General features: G+C 70.7%; 15 protein-coding genes, 2 tRNA genes and 1 pseudogene. 8 read left to right on the forward strand and 10 right to left on the reverse strand.

The features are described from left to right. Together JWQ91_RS13020 and JWQ91_RS13025 are read right to left on the reverse strand one after the other, a co-directional pair. Positions 1-113: trigger factor (locus JWQ91_RS13020; protein ID WP_297784826.1), on the reverse strand; the 113-nt coding region annotated here is incomplete at its 3' end. A gap of 238 nt (positions 114-351) precedes the next feature. Next, positions 352-425, reverse strand: a tRNA-Pro gene (locus JWQ91_RS13025). A gap of 31 nt (positions 426-456) precedes the next feature. Here JWQ91_RS13025 and JWQ91_RS13030 point away from each other — a divergent pair. From JWQ91_RS13030 to JWQ91_RS13040, 3 genes and pseudogenes are all read left to right on the forward strand, one after another. Beyond that, positions 457-999, forward strand: a complete 543-nt coding sequence (locus JWQ91_RS13030) for a (d)CMP kinase (protein ID WP_297784783.1) — start codon at positions 457-459, stop codon at positions 997-999. Between the two features lie 65 nt (positions 1,000-1,064). Continuing rightward, positions 1,065-1,138: transfer RNA gene (locus JWQ91_RS13035), tRNA-Gly, on the forward strand. A 135-nt stretch (positions 1,139-1,273) separates the two neighbouring features. Next, positions 1,274-1,765 (forward strand): annotated as a pseudogene (locus JWQ91_RS13040) (SDR family NAD(P)-dependent oxidoreductase); the annotation flags it as partial. Positions 1,766-2,016: 251 nt separating this feature from the next. On the opposite strand, the gene JWQ91_RS13045 reads toward JWQ91_RS13040, so the two are convergent. From JWQ91_RS13045 to JWQ91_RS13070, 6 genes are all read right to left on the reverse strand, one after another. After that, positions 2,017-3,198, reverse strand: a complete 1,182-nt coding sequence (locus JWQ91_RS13045) for a PP2C family protein-serine/threonine phosphatase (protein WP_297784787.1) — start codon at positions 3,196-3,198, stop codon at positions 2,017-2,019. A 42-nt stretch (positions 3,199-3,240) separates the two neighbouring features. Further along, entirely contained in the window at positions 3,241-4,053 is an 813-nt protein-coding gene (locus JWQ91_RS13050; protein ID WP_366521386.1) for a DNA-formamidopyrimidine glycosylase family protein, read from the reverse strand. Continuing rightward, the gene (locus JWQ91_RS13055) at positions 4,046-4,504 is read right to left on the reverse strand and encodes a ribose-5-phosphate isomerase (protein ID WP_297784794.1); all 459 of its coding nucleotides are present in this window, start codon (positions 4,502-4,504) and stop codon (positions 4,046-4,048) included. Before JWQ91_RS13055 ends, JWQ91_RS13050 begins: the two co-directional genes overlap by 8 nt. Positions 4,505-4,580: 76 nt before the next feature. After that, a complete protein-coding gene (locus tag JWQ91_RS13060; protein WP_297784797.1) occupies positions 4,581-5,468 on the reverse strand; it encodes an alpha/beta hydrolase in 888 nt (295 codons plus the stop codon). Positions 5,469-5,487: 19 nt separating this feature from the next. Beyond that, positions 5,488-6,096, reverse strand: coding sequence for a disulfide bond formation protein DsbA (locus tag JWQ91_RS13065; protein ID WP_297784800.1), 609 nt, complete (start codon positions 6,094-6,096; stop codon positions 5,488-5,490). Beyond that, positions 6,093-7,241, reverse strand: a complete 1,149-nt coding sequence (locus JWQ91_RS13070) for a glutamate--cysteine ligase (protein ID WP_297784803.1) — start codon at positions 7,239-7,241, stop codon at positions 6,093-6,095. The genes JWQ91_RS13065 and JWQ91_RS13070 overlap by 4 nt, the downstream gene beginning before the upstream one ends. Positions 7,242-7,313: 72 nt before the next feature. Here JWQ91_RS13070 and pepN point away from each other — a divergent pair, with 72 nt between their 5' ends. The 3 genes from pepN to JWQ91_RS13085 are packed head-to-tail and all read left to right on the forward strand — an operon-like array spanning position 7,314 to position 11,668. After that, positions 7,314-9,851 carry an aminopeptidase N gene (gene pepN / locus JWQ91_RS13075; protein WP_297784806.1) on the forward strand — a complete coding sequence of 846 codons (2,538 nt, stop codon included), beginning with the start codon at positions 7,314-7,316 and terminating at the stop codon, positions 9,849-9,851. A 13-nt stretch (positions 9,852-9,864) separates the two neighbouring features. Beyond that, on the forward strand, positions 9,865-10,734 hold the full coding sequence (folP, locus tag JWQ91_RS13080) for a dihydropteroate synthase (RefSeq protein WP_297784809.1): 870 nt from the start codon (positions 9,865-9,867) through the stop codon (positions 10,732-10,734). Then, a complete protein-coding gene (locus tag JWQ91_RS13085) occupies positions 10,727-11,668 on the forward strand; it encodes a glucosyl-3-phosphoglycerate synthase (RefSeq protein ID WP_297784813.1) in 942 nt (313 codons plus the stop codon). Before folP ends, JWQ91_RS13085 begins: the two co-directional genes overlap by 8 nt. A 49-nt stretch (positions 11,669-11,717) precedes the next feature. Here JWQ91_RS13085 and JWQ91_RS13090 read toward each other — a convergent pair whose 3' ends face one another. Together JWQ91_RS13090 and JWQ91_RS13095 are read right to left on the reverse strand one after the other, a co-directional pair. Next, positions 11,718-12,692, reverse strand: a complete 975-nt coding sequence (locus JWQ91_RS13090; RefSeq protein ID WP_297784816.1) for a nitronate monooxygenase family protein — start codon at positions 12,690-12,692, stop codon at positions 11,718-11,720. After that, positions 12,689-13,300, reverse strand: coding sequence for a TetR/AcrR family transcriptional regulator (locus tag JWQ91_RS13095; protein WP_297784818.1), 612 nt, complete (start codon positions 13,298-13,300; stop codon positions 12,689-12,691). Before JWQ91_RS13095 ends, JWQ91_RS13090 begins: the two co-directional genes overlap by 4 nt. 63 nt (positions 13,301-13,363) lie before the next feature. Here JWQ91_RS13095 and JWQ91_RS13100 point away from each other — a divergent pair, with 63 nt between their 5' ends. Together JWQ91_RS13100 and JWQ91_RS13105 are read left to right on the forward strand one after the other, a co-directional pair. Continuing rightward, positions 13,364-14,506: an acyl-CoA dehydrogenase family protein gene (locus tag JWQ91_RS13100; protein WP_297784821.1), complete on the forward strand. Its 1,143-nt coding sequence runs from the start codon at positions 13,364-13,366 to the stop codon at positions 14,504-14,506. Positions 14,507-14,534: 28 nt separating this feature from the next. Next, positions 14,535-14,983: SDR family NAD(P)-dependent oxidoreductase (locus tag JWQ91_RS13105; RefSeq protein ID WP_297784823.1), on the forward strand; the 449-nt coding region annotated here is incomplete at its 3' end.

Raw genomic sequence — 14,983 nt, forward strand, 5'->3', positions numbered from 1 at the left:
TGCGAGCCGATGGTCTTGTAGGCAGCGTCAAGACTGGGCTTGAACTCCTCGAACGGCACCTCGATGGTGAGCTTGACCCGTGTCGGGCTCAGTGTCTCGGTGGTGCTTTTCACGTGGGTGACTCCTGGGTGATCTCGGTGGGGGGTCTGCTGACCAGCTGCGGCCGCGAGCGGCCGTCAAAGCGTCCGTCCAGTCTCTCATGACGGCGAAATGAACGGGAATCGGCCTGATCCGGGCTCCGGCGGCCGATCGGACCTGTCGTCGGTGGGAGTCACCCCTCCTACGTCGGGATGCGCCCCACCGCACAGCGGCGGGGACCCCGGATTCGAGAATCCTGTCATCCCTCCTACGTCGGGATGACAGGATTCGAACCTGCGACCTCACCGCCCCAAACGGCGCGCGCTACCAAGCTGCGCTACATCCCGTAGCCAGGTCAGCCTAGTGGACACTGGAGCGGTGATCCCCCACCGGTACGACGCCGTCGTCCGCCTGCTCGACGGTCGCCAGCCTGCCTGCGGCACGACGACCGTAGTGGCGGTCGACGGACCCAGTGGGTCCGGGAAGTCGACATTCGCCGACGGCCTGGCCGCCGCGACGGGCGCCCGGGTGCTGCGCCTCGACGACATCTATCCGGGCTGGCACGGGCTGGCCGCGGCGCCGCCGATGGTCGCCCGGGCGCTCGAGGACGTCGCGGTCGGCGAGATCGGGTCGGTCGACCGGTGGAGCTGGGTCCACGACCGCCCCGCCGCTCCCCTGCGGGTCGTCCCCGGCGGGCTGCTGCTCCTCGACGGGGTCGGCAGCGGCGCCGCGGTCATCCGGCCGTTCCTCAGCGCCCTGCTCTGGGTCGAGGCACCCACCGCGGCGCGCAAGGAGCGGGCGCTGTCGCGCGACGGCGAGACGTACGCCCCGTACTGGGACGTGTGGGCCGGGCAGGAGCGCCGACACTTCCGGAGCGACGGGACCCGGCACCACGCCGACCTCGTGATCACGACCGGCTGATCCCGACCGATTCACGGTCGCGTGACCGCCTGTGGCATCATGGATCCGCTGCTCCGGTGGCACCTGCGGACGTAACTCAATTGGCTAGAGTCTCTGCCTTCCAAGCAGAATGTTGCGAGTTCGAGTCTCGTCGTCCGCTCGTCTGAAAGGCCCCTCACGAGGGGCCTTTCGTCATTTCGCAGCGGTGCCCGCCGGAACGGAGCGGACGACCTGTCCAGGCTCGCGAGACCACAGCCCCCTTCCACCGGGGGGCCCTCCAAGCCATAGTGCTGCCATGACCGCACAGAAGAGCGCCCTCATCACCGGTTGCTCCTCCGGGATCGGCGAGGCCACGGCAGCGCGGCTGGCCGGGTCCGGCTGGACGGTCTACGCGACGGCCCGCCGTCCGGAGACGTTGACCGCCCTGGTGGCGGCGGGATGTCGGGCTCTGGCGCTCGATGTCACGGACGAGCGGTCGATGACCGCCGCCGTCGACACCGTGCTCGCCGAGACGGGACGCATCGACGCCCTGGTCAACAACGCCGGGTACTCGCAGTCCGGTGCGGTCGAGACGCTCGACCTGGACGACGTGCGTCGCCAGTTCGAGACCAACGTCTTCGGGTTGCTGCGGATGTGCCAGCTCGTCCTGCCCGCGATGCGCTCGCAGGGCGCGGGTCGGATCGTCAACCTCTCCTCGATGGGTGGACGGCTGGTCTTCCCCGGCGGCGGGGCCTATCACGCGACGAAGTACGCCGTGGAGGCGCTGTCGGACGCCCTGCGCTTCGAGGTCGCGGGCTTCGGGGTCCAGGTCGTCATCGTCGAGCCGGGACTCATCAGGACCAACTTCGACCTTGCCGCGGTGGCGTCGATGGAGGGCACGGACAGTGGTCCGTACGCCGACTTCAACACCGCCGTCGCCCGGGTGACGAAGGACGTCTACTCCGGACCGATGCGCCACCTGGGCGGTGGGCCGGAGGCCGTGGCGAAGGTCATCGAGAAGTCACTCGTCTCCCGCCGGCCGCGGATTCCGCTACACCGTCACCCCGTCCGCCACACTGTCGATCGCCAGCCGCCGGATCCTGGGAGCACGCGTCTGGGACGCGGCCCTGGGTTCGCAGTTCCCTCGTCCGGGGGGCTCGGCACCGCGGCGCGGCTGAGGATCAGCACCGCGCGGTCGTCGTCGCTGGACTCCACGAGCTTGAGGATCCGTCGCGGCGCCTGGTCGAAGCCCGTGCGCACGATGGTCGCGGCGGCCTCACGCAGCCACTCGATGCCGCTCGTGAAGTCCTGGGTCCGGGTCTCCACGACACCGTCGGTGTAGAACATCAGGGCGTCGCCGTGGCCCAGCGTGCCGGTCGTCCGGTGGAAGTCGGGCCGCTGCGTGATGCCGAGCGCCGTCCCCCGCGCCCCGTCGACCGACCACGCGGAGTCCTGGGCCTCCCACCGCAGCGCGGGCGGGTGCCCGGCGTTGATGATCGTGTAGTCGCCGGTGGGCAGGTCGACCAGCACGTGCACCGCGGTCGCGAAGCCCTCGTGCCAGTTCTGCCGGAGCAGGTAGTCGTTGCCTGCGGCGAACAGGCCGAGTGGGGGCAGTGCACCGATCAGGCCGCCCAGCGCCCCGGCGAACTGCAGCGACTGGGTGCCCGCGGCGACGCCCTTGCCGCACACGTCGACCAGGACCATCTCGAGCCGGGTCTCGTCATCGGACAGGTCCGCCACCAGGAAGTCACCGGCGAACTTGGTGCCGCCGGCCGTCAGCATCGCCGACTGGGACGTCCACCCGTCCGGAAGCGGCGGCACGACGCCCTGCGCCTGGAGCCGGTCACGCAGCTCGACGAGCATCGCCTCCCCCAGCGGGCCGGGCAGGCCGCTGCGGTGCCGGCTCGACTCGTAGAGCACGATCACCGCGACGATCACCATGACGATCAGCGTGCTGATGCGTCCGCTCGTCATGCCCCGCTCGATGGACTCCTGCGCCACGGTGGCGGTGACGCAGACCCCGACGAAGAGCACGAGGCACAGCAGGGGCCGGTAGCGCAGCGCCAGGTTGCCCAGCAGCAGTGGGATCACGAAGGTCGCCGCGGGGAACGTGTTGTAGCTGATCAGCGAGACGACCAGGATCGCGGTCGACAGGACGACCAGGGCCGCGACCACCGCGACCTGCCCCTCGGTCGTCCCGGTCCGCCAGCGGACGATGCGCTCGTCGAGGTACGCAGCCACGGAAGGCAGCGCTTGGCGAAAGCTTTTCGTCACCCCACGACACTATCCGCGTTGCTGGCAGGAGGGACACCAAAACAGGTTTCTCCCGGCCACGAGGCGCCGCCGCACCGGCGTGTCGCAGACCAGGCAGCCCTGGTCCTCACGGCGGTAGACGTAGACCTCCCCGCCGTGGTCGTCCGCGCGCGGCGCGCGGCCCATCGCCTCCGGCTCGTGCTCGGGGCGGACCGTGTCGATCCGACCGCTGCGGACGCCCTCGAGCATGAGCCGGCGCAGGTCGGCCCACATCGCGTCCCAGCGGGTGCGGGGGATCCGCCGACCGGCCGTCATCGGCGCCACGCCGTGGCGGAACAGGATCTCGGCGCGATAGACGTTGCCGACACCGGCAAGGACCTTCTGGTCCATCAGCAGCGCCGCGATGGGCACCGACGACGCATGGATCCGGCGCCACGCCCGGTCGGGGTCGCTGTCGTCGCGCAGGGGGTCGGGGCCGAGCCGGGCGTGGACCAGGTCGACCTCGGGCGGTGTCAGCAGCTCGCACGTGTTGGGTCCCCGCAGGTCGGCCGTCACGTCGGACTCGAGCCGCCAGCGGACCTGGCCGACGACCGGGCGGGCGGTCCCGGGCGACATCACGAACGACCCGTACAGCCCGAGGTGGACGTGCACCTGCTCGGGCACGTCGACGAAGGACACGAACAGGTGCTTGCCGACCGCCTCGGCGGACTCGAGGACCCGCCCGTCCAGACGAGACGCCTCGGTGGCGAACCTGCCCTGCGGGCTGGAGGAGTCCACGGCTCGTCCGGCGAACGTCCGGCTCATCTCGCCGGCCAGGCGGTGGAGGGTGTGCCCCTCAGGCAAACCGGCCGGTCTCCTCGTACGCCAGCAGCATGTCGATCCGGCGCTGGTGGCGGGCCGCATCGCTCCACGGGGTCGTGAGGAACGCCTCGACGATCGCGGTCGCCTCCTCGGCGGTGTGCATCCGCGCACCGACCGCGACGACCTGGGCGTTGTTGTGCTGCCGGGCGAGGGACGCAGTCTCGGTGCTCCACGCCAGCGCGGCCCGGGCACCCTTGACCTTGTTGGCCGCGATCTGCTCACCGTTGCCGGACCCGCCGATCACGATCGCGAGAGACTCCGGGTCGGCGACGGCGGCGGCCGCGGCATCGACGCAGAACGGCGGGTAGTCGTCCTCGGCGTCGTACGTGTGGGCGCCGTGGTCGACCGGCTCGTGGCCGTTGGCCGAGAGCCAGGCGATCAGGTGGGTCTTGAGCTCGAAGCCGGCGTGGTCGGCGGCGATGTGGACGCGCATGAGCCCAGTCTCCCAGCACGTCGCGGGATCCGCTCAGCCGCCTCCGCCGAGCTCGGGGCCGCGGACCGGCGGTCGGTCAGCGTGCGTCCGTCCGGTGGCTGTCGAGCAGGGCGCCGACCATCGTCACCGCGGCGCGCGCCCCGTCGAACACCTGCGGCTGGCGCCAGAAGGAGTGGACCATCCCGAGGGCGCGGTGGGCGACGACCTCGACGCCCGCCTCGGCGAGCGCCGCGGCGTAGACCTCCGCCTGGTCCCGCAGGATGTCGTGCTCGTTGGTCAGCACGAACGCCGGCGGGTGCGCGGCCAGGTTGGTGGCGTTGAGGACAGAGACCTCGGGGTGGTCACCGCGGTCACCTGGGGCGTACGCCTCCCAGAACCAGTCCATCTGCTGGGTCTCGAGCGCCGCGGTGGACTCGCCGGACAGCTCGGCACGCCGGTCGACCGGCGGGTAGATCAGCACCTGGTAGTCGATCGCCCCGGGGTCACGCACGCAGAGGCCCGCCACCAGGTTGGCTCCCGAGGAGTCCCCGATCGCGGGCAGGAACGAGCCGTCGATCCAGTGCTCGCGGTCGTGGGCCCGGATCCACGCTGCGGCGGTCTGCACGTCGTCGAGGGGCGCGGGATGCGGGTGCTCCGGCGCCCGGCGGTAGTCGACCGCCAGCAGGGCCCAGCCCGTCCGGTGCACGAGGTAGCGGCAGAACACGTCGTGGGTCTCGAGATCGTGCAGGACCCAGCCACCCCCGTGGACGTACAACGCCACCGGCGCGCCGGGCCGTGGCCGGTAGAGCCGGCACGGCACGCCGTCGGCGTCGATGTCGCTGACGTGGTCCAGCCCGATCCGCTCCGTCGACTCCAGCGCGACGGCGCGGGCCGACGCGCGGACGGCCTCGACGTCGGGCAACGACGGACCGCCGTCGGCCGCGAAGGCGTCGAGCAAGGCTCGGGACTGGGGATGCAGTGCCATGTCCCGAGCCTAGCGACCGTCAGTCGAACGACAGATCGCCCTTGCGGGTGCGCTTGAGCTCGAAGAAGTCCGGGAAGCCGGCCAGCGCGCGGGCGCCGTCGAAGACCGTCCCGGCCACCTCACCGCGCGGGATGCTCTGCAGGACCGGGCCGAAGAACGCCGTGCCGCCGATCGAGATGACCGGGGTGCCGACCTCCTCGCCGACCCGGCCGATCCCGTCGGCGTGCGAGGCGCGCACGGCGTCGTCCAGCGAGGTGTCGTCCGCGGCTGACGCGAGCTCGAGCGGCAGGCCCGCCTCGGCGAGCGCCTCCTCGTAGACCGCCTTGTCGAAGTCACGCCCCTGGTTGTGCTTGAGCGTGCCGATGGCGGTGTAGAACGGCCGCAGCGCCGCGGCGCCGTGCTGCTGCTCGACGGCGATCGCGATGCGGACGGGACCCCATCCACGCTGGATCATCTCCTTGTAGTCCGCCGGCACGTCCTTGTCCTCGTTGAGGACCGACAGGCTCATGACGTGGAAGTGCGTCTCGACGTCCCGGACCTGCTCCACCTCCAGCATCCAGCGGGAGGTGATCCAGGCGAACGGGCAGAGGGGGTCGAACCAGAAGTCGACGGTCTCGGTTGAAGTCATGCCGGGTGCAACACCGGACGACCCGCCCGCATTTCCTCCACGAGCGAACCGACCACCGCGTCGAGCTCGCCGCCGTGCAGCTCGGCGACCCGGCGCTGGCGCTGGTAGGACGCACCGCCGGCGATGATGTCGTGGATCCCGCCGAGCTCCTCGGTGCAGCCCAGGCGCTCGGCGACGGGCTCCAGGCGGATCAGCAGGCGCTCCAGGTCGGTCGTGACGAGCTCCTCCTCGGCCGACTTGTCGAGGATCAGGATCGCGTCCATCCCGTAGCGGGCGGAGCGCCACTTGTTCTCCTGCGCGAACCACGGCGGGACGCTCGGCAGCTCCCGGCCCGCGTCGAGCTCGGACGAGAAGTGCTCCACCAGGCAGTGGGTCAGGGCCGCGATGCTCGTGAGCTCGGACATCGACGGGATGCCGTCGCAGATGCGGACCTCGAGCGTGCCGAACTTGGGCGACGGCCGCAGGTCCCAGCGGATCTCGTCGAAGATGTCGATCACGCCGGTGTGCAGCATGTCGTCGACGTAGTGCTCCAGCTGGCTCCACTGCTCGAACTGGAACGGCAGCCCCGCGGTGGGCAGCTGCTGGAACATCAGCGCCCGGTTGGAGGCGTAGCCGGTCTCCCGGCCGCCCCAGAACGGCGAGGACGCGCTGAGCGCCTGCAGGTGCCCGTAGTACGTCAGCATGGCCCGGCTGATCGGCAGGACCTTGTCCCGGTCCTCGATCCCGACGTGGACGTGGACGCCGTAGATCAGCATCTGCCGTCCCCACCACTGGGTGCGGTCGATCAGGGTCGCGTAGCGCTCCTTGTCGGTGACCTTCTGGTGGTTCCAGGACGCGAACGGGTGGGTCCCGGCGCACATCAGCTCGACCCGCAGCGGGTCGGTGACCTCGCGGATCTCCCCGATCGCCCGCTCCAGGTCGGCGCCGGCCTCCGCCACGGTGTGGCACACGCCGGACACGACCTCGACGGTGTTGAGCAACAGCTCCTGGCGGATGTGCGGGTGCTCCCCGCCGTCCGCCGGGGCGACGGCGTCGAGGACGGTCTGCGCGACCTGCCGGAGGTCACCGGAGTCGGAGTCGACCAGCGCCAGCTCCCACTCGATGCCGATCGTCGAGCGTTCGGACGTGGCGAAGGGGATCTGCATGCGTACATCCTGCCCGAACCCGCCCGATCCACCCGACTCGTCCGGGTGACGGTCGCGTGAAAGCATGGCGGCATGCCTGGTACGAATCTCACCCGCGAAGAAGCCAGCGAGCGCGCCTCGACCGTCTCCACCGAGACGTACGACGTGCAGCTCGACCTCACCCTCGACTCCGACACCCGCTTCGGCTCGACCACCACGATCCGGTTCGCCGCGACCCCCGGCGCGTCCACGTTCGTCGACCTCGTCGACGGCGAGATCTCCTCGATCACGCTCAACGGGACGCCCGTCGACACCGACGCCTACGCCGACAGCCGCATCGCGCTGACCGGTCTGGCCGAGTCCAACGAGCTCGTCGTCGAGGCGACGTGCGCCTACTCCCGCTCCGGCGAGGGCCTGCACCGCTTCGTCGACCCCGTCGACGGGCTGGTCTACCTCTACACGCAGTTCGAGGTCCCGGACGCCCGCCGGGTCTTCGCGACATTCGAGCAGCCCGACCTCAAGGCCGTCTTCACGTTCCACGTCACCGCCCCGTCGCACTGGGCCGTCGTGTCGAACTCGACGACCCCCGAGCCGGAGGCCGCCGCCGAGGGGACCTCGACGTGGCACTTCGCGCCGACCAAGCGCATGTCGACCTACATCACGGCGATCATCGCCGGTGAGTACGTCTCGGTGACCGACTCCTACCAGGGCGCCTACGAGGAGATCCCGCTCGGCATCTTCTGCCGCCAGTCGGTCCGCGAGCACCTCGACGCCGACGACATCTTCCTCATCACCAAGCAGGGCTTCGAGTTCTTCGAGGGCGCCTTCGAGATGGGCTACCCGTTCGGCAAGTACGACCAGCTGTTCGTGCCGGAGTACAACATGGGCGCGATGGAGAACGCCGGCGCCGTCACGTTCCGCGACGAGATGATCTTCCGCAGCCGGCAGACCGTCGCGGCGTACGAGAGCCGCGCCAACACGATCCTGCACGAGATGGCCCACATGTGGTTCGGCGATCTCGTGACGATGAAGTGGTGGGACGACCTGTGGCTCAACGAGTCGTTCGCGGAGTTCGCCGCGTCCCACGCCTCGGCCAACGCGACCCGGTTCACGGACTCCTGGACCAGCTTCACCAACGCCCGCAAGAACTGGGCCTACCGCCAGGACCAGCTGCCGTCGACGCACCCCATCGCCGCCGACAACTTCGACCTGCACGCCGTCGAGGCCAACTTCGACGGCATCACGTACGCCAAGGGCGCCTCGTCGCTCAAGCAGCTTGTCGCCTGGGTCGGGGAGAAGGACTTCTTCGCCGGCCTGCGCGCCTACTTCAGCAAGCACGCCTACGGCAACACCGAGCTCAGCGACCTGCTGACCGAGCTCGAGCAGGCCTCCGGCCGTGAGCTCGGCGACTGGGCCGAGGAGTGGCTGCAGACGTCGGGCGTCAACACGCTGCGCGCCGCGTTCGAGACCGCAGCGCTGAATGAGGATGGCTCCGGCACGACGTTCACGTCGTTCGCGATCGAGCAGACCGCGATCGAGGCCTATCCGACGCTGCGCCGCCACCGCATCGCGATCGGCCTGTACGACCGGGTCGACGGCAAGCTCGTGCGCACGCAGCGCGTCGAGACCGACATCCGGGGCGCGTCGACCGACATCCCCGAGCTCGTCGGCCAGCGCCAGCCCGATCTGGTCCTGCTCAACGACGACGACCTGACCTACGCCAAGATCCGCCTCGACGAGCGCTCGTTCGCGACGCTGGTCGACAGCATCGCGACGTTCGAGGACTCGCTCCCCCGCGCCCTGTGCTGGGGGTCGGCGTGGGACATGACCCGAGACGCCGAGCTGTCGGCGGCCGACTTCGTGACCCTCGTCCTGGCCGGCGTCGGCTCGGAGACCGACCTGACCGCGGTCAGCTCGCTGCTGCGCCAGGGCAGCACCGCGGTCAACCTCTACGCGTCCCCCGCGTCCCGCCCCGCGCTGCACGAGCGCTGGGAGTCCGGTGTGCTGGCCCTCATGGAGGCCGCCGAGCCGGGCAGCGACCACCAGCTCGCGCTCGTGCGGGCGTACGCCTCGACGGCCTCGGCCCCCGAGCGGCTCCGCGAGCTCCTCGACGGGTCCCTCGAGGGACTCACGATCGACACCGACCTGCGGTGGACCGTCATCACGGCGCTGGCGCGCCTGGGCGCGGCCGACGAGGCCGAGATCGCCGCCGAGCTCGAGCGCGACAACACGATCTCCGGCCAGGAGAACGCCTCCGCGGCCAGGGCGATCCGCCCGCTCGCCGAGGCCAAGGAGGAGGCGTGGCGGATCGCCGTCGTCGACCCCTCGACGCCCAACGAGACCCGTCGCGCGACGGCGTCGGCGTTCCAGGTGTCGGGTCAGGCCGAGATCCTCGAGCCGTACGTCGACCGCTATCTCGACATGGCCTCGACGATCATCGACGACATGGGGGTCTGGATCGGTCAGGTCGCCCTGATCAACCTGTTCCCGCGTGCCAACCCGACACAGCAGACGCTCGACAAGGTCGACGCGTGGCTGGCGGCGACGACAGCCAACTCGGCCGCCGTCCGGTACGTCTCGGAGGGTCGCGACGACCTCGCCCGAGCGCTGAGGGCGCAGACGGCGTTCTGAGAGACTGGACGCCATGACGGTCGACCTCACGTTCCGTGGCCGGCGGCTGGTCAGTGACCGGGCGCTGGTCATGGCGATCGTCAACCGCACCCCCGACTCGTTCTTCGACCGGGGGGCGACCTACGCCGACGGGGCAGCGCGTGACGCCGTGCGCGCGGCGATCGCCGACGGCGCCGACGTCATCGACGTCGGCGGCGTCAAGGCCGGCCCCGGCGACGAGGTCGACGCGACCGAGGAGATCCGGCGCACCGTGCCGTTCCTCGCCGCGGTGCGCGAGGAGTTCCCCGACGCGGTCCTGAGCATCGACACGTGGCGCGCCGAGGTCGGCCGGCAGTGCGCCGAGGCGGGCGCGGACATCGTCAACGACACGTGGGCCGGGGCCGATCCGGCGCTCGGCGACGTCGCGGCGGAGCACGGGCTGGGCTTCGTCTGCTCACACACCGGAGGGGCCGTCCCCCGGACCCGGCCGCACCGCGTGCACTACGACGACGTCGTGGCGGACGTCATCGCGCAGACCACGACGGCCGCCGACCGGCTCGTCGCCCGCGGCGTGCCCCGCGAGGGGATCCTGATCGACCCGACCCACGACTTCGGCAAGAACACGTGGCACGGGCTCGAGCTCCTGCGCCGCGTCGACGAGCTGGTCGCGACCGGCTGGCCGGTGCTGATGGCGCTGTCCAACAAGGACTTCATCGGCGAGACCCTCGACCGACCCGTCGACGGGCGCCGCGAGGGCACGATGGCCGCGACCGCGATCGCGGCGGCCGCCGGCGCCGCGATGTTCCGCTCCCACGACGTGCCCGGGACCCTGCGGGTGCTGGAGATGAGCGCCAGCATCCGGGGCGACCGGCCCCCCAGCCGGGCGGTGCGCGGCCTTGCCTGACCTCCACCGTGAGGCGTCCGCGTGGTTCGACTCGCACACCTACCGGTTCGACCAGTTCGACCCAGCCGCACTCGTGGCGGCCAAGCGCGGCCAGCAGGTCAGCGTCCTGATCCCGGCGAAGGACGAGTCCGCCACGGTCGGCGCGATCGTCACGACGCTGCGCACCGAGCTGATGGACAAGGTCCCGCTGGTCGACGAGATCATCGTGATCGACTCGCACTCGACTGACGACACGGCGCACCTGGCCCGGGACGCCGGGGCCAAGGTGTTCCACGTCGACGAGATCGTCCCGCACCTGGGCACGCGCAGCGGCAAGGGCGAGGCGATGTGGAAGGCGCTGGCGGTCATGAACGGCGACATCGGGATCTATCTCGACGCCGACGTCCAGGAGTTCACCGCCGACTTCGTGATCGGCCTGCTCGGCCCGCTGCTGCTGGAGGACGGGCTGGTGTTCGTCAAGGCCTTCTACGACCGGCCGTGGGCGTCGGGCCCGCCCCGGTCGTCCGGTGGTGGGCGGGTCACCGAGCTGGTCGCGAGGCCACTGATCCTGGACCACGCCCCCCTGCTGGCCGGCTTCGTGCAGCCCCTCGCCGGTGAGTGCTCGTTCCGGGTCGACGCGTTGCGGTCGGTGCCGTACGTCTCGGACTACGGCGTCGACATCGGGCTGATGATCGACGTCGTGCGCGACCACGGCCTGGACGCGATGGCGCAGGTCGACCTGGGCCTGCGCCGGCACCGCCACCAGGACCTCGCCGCCCTCAGCGCCATGACCCGCCACGTGCAGGCCGCGTTCGAGCTGCGGGTCGATCCCTCGGGTCGTGAGCGGACGGTCGAGCGTACGGCCGTCGTGTTCCGCCGCGACGGGGACCGGATGTGCCTGTCGGAGGAGACGACGACGACCGTCGAACGCCCCCCGATGCGCGACGTGCTCTGACGTCCTGGGCGGGCGGTGCGCTGGACGCCAGCGCACCGCCCCGGCAGGGTCAGACGACCAGGCTGGGCAGGCGGCCGATGATGGCCTCGGCGTCGGCGATGACCTCGTCGATGACCTGCTGGACCGTGCCGACGTCGTGGATCAGGCCCTGGGTCTGGCCGGCCCACCACATGCCGTCCTCCATGTTGCCCTCGGCGAGGACGTTCTTGCGTCCGCGCATGCCGGAGGCGAGCTCGGCAATGTCGTCGAACGTCGCCCCGTCCTGCTCGGAGATCTTGACGATCTCCTCGGAGATCGTGTTGCGGACGACGCGGGCGGTGTTGTGGAACTTGCGGAACACCAGCACCGTCGAGCGCTCATCGTTGGCGACGATCTGCCGCTTGACGTTGTCGTGGATCGGGGCCTCGGTCGTGGCCATGAAGCGGGTGCCCATGTTGACCGCGACGGCTCCCAGCGCCAGCGCGGCGGCGAGGCCGTCGCCCGACGCGATCCCACCGCTGGCGATGACCGGGATCTTGAGCGCGCGGACCGCGGCGGGGATCAGGATCAGGCCGGGCACGTCGTCCTCACCGGGGTGACCGGCGCACTCGAAGCCGTCGATGCTGATCGCGTCGACGCCCTTGCGCTCGGCCGACAGGGCGTGACGGACGCTGGTCGCCTTGTGGATGACCTTGATGTTGGCGCCGTGGAAGTCCGGCAGGTGCGGTTCGGGGCTCGAGCCGGCGGTCTCGACGACCGTGATGCCGGCATCGATGATCGCGGCGCGGTACTCGTCGTACGGCACGGGGTTGATCGTCGGCAGGATCGTCAGGTTGACCCCGAACGGCTTGTCGGTCATCTCGCGGGTCCGCGCGATCTCCTTGGCCAGGTCCTCAGGCGTCGGCTGCGTCAGGGCGGTCAGGAAGCCCAGCGCGCCGGCGTTGGCGACGGCCGAGATGAGCTCGGCGGTGCCGAGGCCCGTCATGCCGCCGCACAGGATCGGGTGGTCCACACCGAACTGCTCGGTGAAGCTGGTACGGATCATGGTGACTTCCTTCTCTTCATGGGATGGGGCGTCGTGGGAGCAGTGGGACCGCCGGAGAGCCCGGCGAGGATCAGCTCGGCCAGCGCGCGGTACGCCGCCGAGTCGTCGAGCCCGGTCGCGCGGGAGATGTCCCCGCGGTGGATCGACTCCATCATGAGGCGGACGACGACTCCGAGGAACTTCGGGTCGATGCCCGGGGCGGCCTCGAGCACGAGGTCCTGGATCCGGGCTGCAGCGATCTGGGTGTTCTGCCGATAGATGTCGCCGGCGGGGGTGAACCGCTCCAGATCGGCGAAGAATGCCGGGGAGGCCGGGGCGAGCTCGACCGCGACGGCGTTGAGATAGGCCCCGATGCGCTCGATCGCGGGGGCCTCGGGGTCGACGGCCTGCTCGACCCGTTCGGTGGCGCGGCGGAAGAATGTCCGCACGACCGCGACGAGGAGCTGCTCCTTGCTCGGTGCGATGGCGTAGAGCGTCGACTTGGAGCAGTTGAGCCGGGCGGCGAGATCCGACATCTGCACGCCGAGGAAGCCCTCGGCGAGGATGATCTCGACGATCGCGTCCCGGAGCACGGCGGTGCGCCCGCTCATCTGCGTCGTCGTCGCCATGGCACGACCGTACCAGAGAAGATCCTGGAGTACAGTTGCTCGTACACCAACCCAGGAGGACCCATGCCGGCCGAACGTCTCATGCCGTCCGAGGAGTCGCAGGACCTGATCGAGCTGACCCGCGACATCGTCGGCAAGGAGCTGCGCCCCGTCATCGCCGATCTCGACGCCCGGGCGGAGTTCCCGCGCGACGTGTTCCGCACGCTGGGCCGCGCCGGGCTGATGAGCCTGCCGTATCCCGAGGAGGTCGGCGGCGGCGGACAGACGTACGAGGTCTATCTCCAGGCCCTCGAGGAGATCGCCTCCGCCTCGGCCAGCGTGGGCGTCGGTGTCAGCGTGCACGCCCTGTCCTGCTTCGGCCTCTTCACGGCCGGCACCGAGGAGCAGAAGCTGCAGTGGCTCCCCGGGATGCTGTCGGGCGAGCAGCTCGGCGCGTACTGCCTGTCCGAGGCGCACGCCGGGTCCGATCCGGCTGCGATGCGCACCAAGGCGGTGCGCGAGGGCGACGAGTACGTCATCAACGGTGCGAAGGCGTGGACGACGCACGGCGGCAAGGCCGACTTCTACAAGGTCATGGCGCGCACGTCCGACGACGGCGGCCGCGGCATCTCCTGCTTCCTCGTCCCGGCCGGCACGCCCGGCCTGACCGCCGACACCCCCGAGGACAAGATGGGCCTGATGTCGTCGACGACCGCGACGATGCTGTTCGACGACGTCCGCGTCCCGGTCGAGCGCCGCCTCGGCGACGAGGGCCAGGGACTGTCGATCGCACTGGCGGGCCTGGACGCCGGGCGCCTCGGCATCGCCGCCGTCGCGACCGGCCTGGCGCAGGAGGCGCTCGACGTCGCGATCGCGTACGCCAAGGAGCGCGAGACGTTCGGCCGGGCGATCATCGACCACCAGGGCCTGGCGTTCGTGCTGGCCGACATGGCGGCCGCGGTCGAGTCGGCCCGCGCGACGTACCTCGCCGCCGCCCGCCGCAAGGACGCGGGCCTCGCATACTCCCGCCAGGCGTCAATCGCCAAGATGGTGTGCACCGACAACGCCATGAAGGTCACGACCGACGCCGTGCAGGTGCTGGGCGGGGCCGGCTACACCAAGGACTTCCCGGCCGAACGCTTCATGCGCGAGGCGAAGGTCATGCAGATCTTCGAGGGGACCAACCAGATCCAACGCCTCGTCATCAGCCGCAACCTGGCGCGCTGACCACCACCCACCTCCCCGAAGGAGAAGCATGCAGCTCGAGAACACGTCCGCCATCGTCACGGGCGGGGCCTCCGGCCTCGGTGCCGCGACGGCCCTCGCCCTCGCCGAGGAGGGCGCCCAGGTCTTCGCGATCGATCTGCAGCCCTCGATCGACCAGGCCCCCGCCGTCGACGGCGTCACGTACGTCGCGGCCGACGTCACCGACGAGGAGCAGGTCCGCGCGGCCGTGGCCCTCGCCGCCGAGGCGGCCCCGCTGCGTACCGTGGTCAACTGCGCCGGCATCGGCCCGTCGGCCCGCATCCTCGGTCGCAAGGGCGTCCACGACCTGGGCCTGTACGCCAAGGTCGTGCAGATCAACCTGGTCGGCAGCTTCACGGTCCTGGCCCTCGCCTCCGAGGCGATCGCGCAGACCGAGCCCGACGAGAACGGCCAGCGCGGCGTCATCGTCAACACCGCCTCGATCGCGGCGTACGACGG

It is taken from the genome of Aeromicrobium sp., assembly GCF_025965075.1.
Taxonomy (GTDB): domain Bacteria; phylum Actinomycetota; class Actinomycetes; order Propionibacteriales; family Nocardioidaceae; genus Aeromicrobium.

What these genes read in the sequence shown, in the direction of transcription:
- JWQ91_RS13055 (WP_297784794.1), bottom strand. Translation starts at nt 4,504, where the DNA reads ATGCGCGTCCACATCGCCGCCGACCACGCCGGCTTCGAGCTCAAGACC.
- JWQ91_RS13060 (WP_297784797.1), bottom strand. Translation starts at nt 5,468, where the DNA reads ATGGCACTGCATCCCCAGTCCCGAGCCTTGCTCGACGCCTTCGCGGCC.
- JWQ91_RS13065 (WP_297784800.1), bottom strand. Translation starts at nt 6,096, where the DNA reads ATGACTTCAACCGAGACCGTCGACTTCTGGTTCGACCCCCTCTGCCCG.
- JWQ91_RS13070 (WP_297784803.1), bottom strand. Translation starts at nt 7,241, where the DNA reads ATGCAGATCCCCTTCGCCACGTCCGAACGCTCGACGATCGGCATCGAG.
- pepN (WP_297784806.1), top strand. Translation starts at nt 7,314, where the DNA reads ATGCCTGGTACGAATCTCACCCGCGAAGAAGCCAGCGAGCGCGCCTCG.
- folP (WP_297784809.1), top strand. Translation starts at nt 9,865, where the DNA reads ATGACGGTCGACCTCACGTTCCGTGGCCGGCGGCTGGTCAGTGACCGG.
- JWQ91_RS13090 (WP_297784816.1), bottom strand. Translation starts at nt 12,692, where the DNA reads ATGATCCGTACCAGCTTCACCGAGCAGTTCGGTGTGGACCACCCGATC.
- JWQ91_RS13095 (WP_297784818.1), bottom strand. Translation starts at nt 13,300, where the DNA reads ATGGCGACGACGACGCAGATGAGCGGGCGCACCGCCGTGCTCCGGGAC.
- JWQ91_RS13100 (WP_297784821.1), top strand. Translation starts at nt 13,364, where the DNA reads ATGCCGGCCGAACGTCTCATGCCGTCCGAGGAGTCGCAGGACCTGATC.